This window comes from Paraburkholderia sp. BR10954 (assembly GCF_040965775.1).
Classification (GTDB): Bacteria; Pseudomonadota; Gammaproteobacteria; order Burkholderiales; family Burkholderiaceae; genus Paraburkholderia; species Paraburkholderia youngii.
Genome location: NZ_JBFRCK010000110.1, coordinates 1 through 5,409, shown reverse-complemented (window position 1 = coordinate 5,409; position 5,409 = coordinate 1). Strand labels below are relative to the sequence as shown.

The 5,409-nt window shown below is 59.5% G+C and carries 3 protein-coding genes and 3 pseudogenes; 1 reads left to right on the top strand and 5 read right to left on the bottom strand.

All coding sequences use genetic code 11. The annotated features are described in order from the left end of the window. The 5 genes and pseudogenes from AB4Y34_RS40735 to AB4Y34_RS40715 all read right to left on the bottom strand — a co-directional run. Positions 1-277 (bottom strand): helix-turn-helix domain-containing protein (locus tag AB4Y34_RS40735; protein WP_368719192.1); only part of this gene is annotated, 277 nt, incomplete at its 3' end. Between the two features lie 341 nt (positions 278-618). Beyond that, positions 619-1,038 (bottom strand): VF_A0006 family four-cysteine protein, encoded by a 420-nt coding sequence (locus AB4Y34_RS40730; RefSeq protein ID WP_368719191.1) that lies wholly within the window; start codon positions 1,036-1,038, stop codon positions 619-621. Then, positions 1,023-1,532, bottom strand: a pseudogene (locus tag AB4Y34_RS40725) (transposase); the annotation flags it as partial. The pseudogene AB4Y34_RS40725 and the gene AB4Y34_RS40730, both read right to left, overlap by 16 nt. Before the next feature lie 42 nt (positions 1,533-1,574). Then, a pseudogene (locus tag AB4Y34_RS40720) lies at positions 1,575-4,537 on the bottom strand (Tn3 family transposase). Positions 4,538-4,578: 41 nt separating this feature from the next. After that, positions 4,579-4,821: a hypothetical protein gene (locus AB4Y34_RS40715; RefSeq protein WP_176369974.1), complete on the bottom strand. Its 243-nt coding sequence runs from the start codon at positions 4,819-4,821 to the stop codon at positions 4,579-4,581. A 374-nt stretch (positions 4,822-5,195) separates the two neighbouring features. Here AB4Y34_RS40715 and AB4Y34_RS40710 point away from each other — a divergent pair. Then, a pseudogene (locus AB4Y34_RS40710) lies at positions 5,196-5,409 on the top strand (IS6 family transposase); the annotation flags it as partial.

Genomic DNA, 5,409 nt, shown 5'->3' with positions numbered 1-5,409 from the left:
TCCGTGTACTCCAGTGCGTCGCTCCTTTGGGTACGGACTCCAGCGTCTTCGCGATAACGGCATCGACACGTGCGTCGTCGATCGATCTGGGTGCGCCCGGACGCGGCGCGTCAAGCAGGCCATCCAGCCGATGCATCACGTAGCGCACACGCCACTTCGAAACAGTTTGCTGGGTGACCCGCAGTTTCGCCGCGACCGTCCTGTTGTCGGTGCCCTCGGCGCAGGCCAGCACGATCCGCGCTCGCAATGCCAACGCCTGCGCCGTCTTGCGGCGCATCGTCAGGGCCGTGAGCTACTCGCGTTCCGCTTCGCTCAACACGAGCTCTGCTTTGGGTCTTCCGCTCATTGCCGCCTCTTCGTGTCCGTCGCATTGACCACACGGTACTACAGGCAGCAAATTGTTCAACGAATTTCTAACTCATCACACTAGGTGTCCACGTGGACACCTGCGCACTGACACTGATGACAGAGAACAAGGACCTCAAGAGACCGCTGGTGATTGGCGAGAAACGCGACGACCGACACACAAAGCCGCTCGCGACGAACTGTTCAAGTTGTGACGGAGATCCAGCGTGTCGATCAGGTGAATCGGTTGTGATCATCCGCGTCACTGTGGACTTACAACTGCCCGCGCCGTTCGCAGATCGCATTGATCCGCATGATCGCGAACTGCTCCCTGGCACCAGGCATATTTTGCAGTATGCACTCGTAGTACGCCTTCTCGCGCGGCAGCAACATTTCGCTGTTCCGATACAGTGCGTAGCATGAGCGCTGGATATAGTTTGATGCAACCTGACTGCGGGCGTCGCGCAAACCGACGAGCATGCAGTCGTCATAGGATGACGGCCCATCAGCGAACGCTGGATGCATAATTAGCAGGCCCAGCAGGCCAAATACCGTCCGCAGGGTACATGTCCGTGTGACACTCTTGAGCATGAGCTTCTTCTCTACTGTGTGAGTTTGCTCGGCGTGGACACCGGCCCCGCCCTGGTGGCAGTTTATCAAATGGCGCTGATCCGGATTTACGTCATGCTCCACGGCATTAGCGCTGCATAGTCGTCAGCGGTGCTCGCCAAAGGCAACTTCGCGAACAGCCAGACGAGGTACCGATACGGATCGATACCGTTGGCTTTTGCCGACTGGACAAGCGAGTAGAGATTCGCGCTCGCGTTTGCACGAGCAACCGTATCGGCAAACAGGAAGCCCTTGCGTGCAACGACGAACGGCCTGATCTCATTTTCACAGGCGTTGTTCGAGATTGGATAGTCGCCGTTCTCAATGTAGCAGCTCAGCTTGTGCTACTGTCGATTCAGATATTGCAGCGCTTTGCCCAGCATGCTGCCCGGCACGACGGCAGGCAGATGCTCAATCAACAGTTGCTCGATGACGGCGAGCACGCGGGCGCTATAACGGCGGCGTAATCGCAGCCGACGAGCGGCGTTCCACTCCGCACTTCGCGCCTCAGCCGCGAACAGCTTGCCGATGAGGGTGATGAAGCGCGTTGACAGCAGATCCGGAGTGCGAGTGGCTTTTGAGGTTCGGCCGGGATTCGTAAAATTTTCGCCAAAATGGCCTTAAGCGGCTGATTCAAAATAGGGATCGATGCTTGGGTCGAGGGGTGCCGCCCTCCGCTGGAGATCCAGCAAATAGGAGCCGAGCCGGTTGATGTGCTCGCGTCGATACGGCGAGAGCGCCTGCAATACGTCGGCATCGATCGGCAGGCCCTTGTCCTGCAGTGCCTTCAGTTTGCGCGACATCCACTGCACGTTGTACAAGACGACCATGTTCGCGACGAGCAGGTTGTACTTGATAACTTTGCGCTGTTCGTGCCGGATATTTTCGGCAATCACTTCGCCGCCGAACATGAGCCACTTCGCGAAGTCGTTGAACTGCTCGCTCTTGTTCGTCGCCGCGTGGATGGTCTGACGCATTTCCGGATCGTCGATGTAGCGAAGCAGGAACATCGTGCGAATCACACGGCCGAGTTCGCGAAAGGCGCAGTACAGCTTATTCTTGACGCTCTCGGAGCCGAGGCGACGCAGAATCGTTGACGGCGTCATCCGTCCCGCCTTGATCGACACCGCAACGCGCAGCATGTCGGGGCAATGCCGCTCGATCAGCCCCCAGTCGATACTGGCCCGAAACAGCGATTCGATGTTCTTGTAGCGCCGGCGCCGGTCGGCCTTGTAGAACACAAGTTCCTTGATGTCGCGAATACGCGGCATCAGATTGATCCCGAGCAGATGCACGAGCGCGAACACCGGCGCGCTCTGCGCGTGCGTGTCTCCATGCACGGTGTCGGGCTGCGCGTCGGAGGCGTTTTTGATCAGGCCGTCGAGGATGTACACCGCTTCGTGCACGCCGCACGGGATGAAGTGGCTGAACAGCGCGATGTACATGTCGGACACGTGGTAGTAGCCGATCCCGCCATAGCCGCCGTACCGGATGTGGTATTCCGACAGTAGGTTTTGCTCGTACAGATTCCACTTCGTGCCGTCCGCCGACACCCGCTTTCCCGACCCCCAGAATTTCGGCAGCGCGAATTGGTTGTATGCATTGATCACCCTGACGATCGCCTTGTCGAGCCGTTCTTCGGTGACGTGCTTCAGGTTCAGCCACGCGACCTGCTTGCGGCTCAGATTCTTGACTGAGCGTGCAGTCTGCGTCGGCTCGAGGTTACAGCCGTAGCAGAACAGCGTTGTGATGAAGCGTTTGCGCGGGTCGTCGAGCTTCGCCTCGAATCCCGAGAGCGGACCGAAGAGCCGGTGCAGATCAAGCCATTGCTCGGTTTCGGTGAGGAGATCCAGGATGCTAACCGGCCGCATCGAGGCGGTTACCGCCTGGGGGGATCGGGTTTCTTGTCGAGCCGGTGGAGGATAAGGCCTTGCGCGCCGATCTCGACGTGGTCGTTTTCCGGGAAGCTCGCGTCGACCTTGTCAGCCAACGCGCCGAGTTCATCCTTCAGTTTCTGGACGAAGGCCCGGCTGTCGACCGGGAAGTCGACGAGTTCGCTGTAGCGTGGCAATTCCTCGCGGAATTCGTCCCACGACACCTGGTGTTCGCGCGGGTCGTCATATTGATCGCTGCCCTCGACAAAGAGGTCGCCGGAATTGAGTTCCCGCATAACCTAGCTGGACACGCAGAGCTCGAAGTACTTCCGGTGCAGCAGGCGTGCCGATCGGCCGTCCTGCAACACGCATCGCTCCCACTTCTCCGGGAGCCATTCGAGTGGCAATTGTGCGAGATCGGCATCGCTGAGCAGCAGATATTCACGTCGCGACGACCGGAGCTGCTTGATCCATGCGAGGGCCCGAAGCAATGCGTCGTCTTGCGAGCTGGACTTCAGTGACAGTTGCTCGGCGCATTGGAACAACAACGACCGCAGGTTTTTGTACGGCGCAAGCAGGAACGGAAAGATATGATTGCCGGCTTGCGCGATATGCTCGTTGCAGCGGATCAGGACGGCATCGGGATCGTCGTTTAATGCGGCACGCATCTGCGCGATGCGCATGGCTGCAGGCGTTTCGTCATCCTGCAGCACGTTCAGGACGTCGCGAAACTGGCTGACGAGCGACTGCAACTGATCGGCATGTGCGAGCTGGTTCTGCTGAAGTCGAAGCTTGGCAGTGTGCTCGAGGTTGCGTACGGTCTTGATGAAAATCTCGGCGACGTCGTCGAGTGCTTTCTGGCGTTGCGCGAGCATAAACAGCAGCGCGAGCGTGTAGCGTTTGGCGGGTTTGAGCGCCCGCATTTCGTGCACGTCGAGCGCACGCGCCTCTGTGACGAACTGCATCCGCTTCGGGACCGAGACCATGTTCGGCACGGGCGGCAAGCCGTCCGCCAACGCGTTCATGGCCTGAATGTGCTCGAGGAAACTCGCAATTTCACGCGGTCCTAGCCGCTTCGGTTCGCGCTTGAGCTCGTCCCACTGCGTTCGGCCGCACCGGACCAGAAACAGCGCGTCGACGCGGGCCTTCAACTCATCATCGAGAGAGTCGACGAAGGCACCATAAATCGACTCATGGAGCTGGCTGCGGGCCTGGCTGGCGATTCGGGTGAGCGTCGCGAAGGGCGGCAGTTCGTAGCGGCGCCGGACCAACTCTTCCAGCATCACGTTGACGATATCGGGCAATTCCGCGTTGGTCCGGGCGGTATTAGCCTCTAATTCAGCCAGCCATGCGTGGACTGCGCTGTCGAGGGGGAGAATCCGGACGAACTCGCGAAGGATTTTCTGGTGCCGGGATTTGCTGCCTGATCGGTCGTAGCGCGCGAGGGCCGCGCGCGGTAGCGGACGAACGCCGAGCACGGCACACACGTGTTCGATGATGGCAGGTGGCACGTCCGAGATCACCGGCATGTACCCGAGGCGCTGCAGCAGCTTCAATTGCGCGAGGATCAGTACACGCGTCGGCGCCTGGCGGAAATGACCAAAGACGAAGCGGATCTCTGCTGCGCTGGGTGTGTAGACCTTCCGCAATTCCGCCTCTTCCAGCTCTGCTGGGAGTACCGGGTACGCGGGTTCATGAATTTTGGTCATTGACGCAGCCCGTTCCTGGTAGTCCCCGCGGTGACGGCGGATTAGCGTTTCGGCAGATTGAGGCGGCCCGACAACACCGCCGCGGCGAGGTTAGCATCGCTCATGCCCATGATCCGGTTGATGGAGCCCTGAGATAGTTCGTCGACCAGCGCGAGAATCTGGTCCTGCAGGGTCGACAACTGATCAGCCCGCGCCGTCAGATGCGCGGGCATGTCGCGCTGTTCGGGCGAGCATTGCGTCGTCTGGCACGTGGGGATGTGGGCGACACGACTCCAGCTTGGCATGAAGCGACTGCGCTTCGTCCAACTGTCCGCCGAACAGGTCGAAGACGATCAGCAAATAGCTGACCGGTCGCCAGACCGGCGTTCATGGTTCGTTCTGGTTCATTGAGCAGACCTCCAGACGGAGCCGATGAGATCGACGGAAATCGGTTTGCGGCGTCACGACGCCTCGGGAGAACGATTGTAGCGCCGCTTCGAGTTCATCGGCCCGACGATCGTTCGGCTGGATCGCTTCGATCTGGCATGATAGGCGGGCCGAAATTCAGTCACGAGTGAACAAGATGGAAAGCAGGAAGCGTTCTTCGCAACGAACGGGCCGATCAGGCCTGACGAGAGGGCACTGTCACGTTGGCGAGGTAGTCACGTAAGATGTCACGATGAAGAAAAGAAAATCGCTTTATCATGGCCACCGGTTCCCGGCGGCAATCATTCGTCTCGCGGTTCGGTGGTAGTTGCGGTTCCAACTTGGCCTGCGTGATATTGAAGAACTGCTGTTCGAGCGCGGTGTCGTTGTCAGTTACGAGACGATCCGCCGCTGGTGCGACAAATTCGGCGCGGGCTTCGCACATCGCGTCAAAGCTGCTCGCCGCA

Coding starts and splice junctions, on each gene's coding strand:
- AB4Y34_RS40715 (WP_176369974.1), bottom strand. CDS start 4,821: ATGCCAAGCTGGAGTCGTGTCGCCCACATCCCCACGTGCCAGACGACG.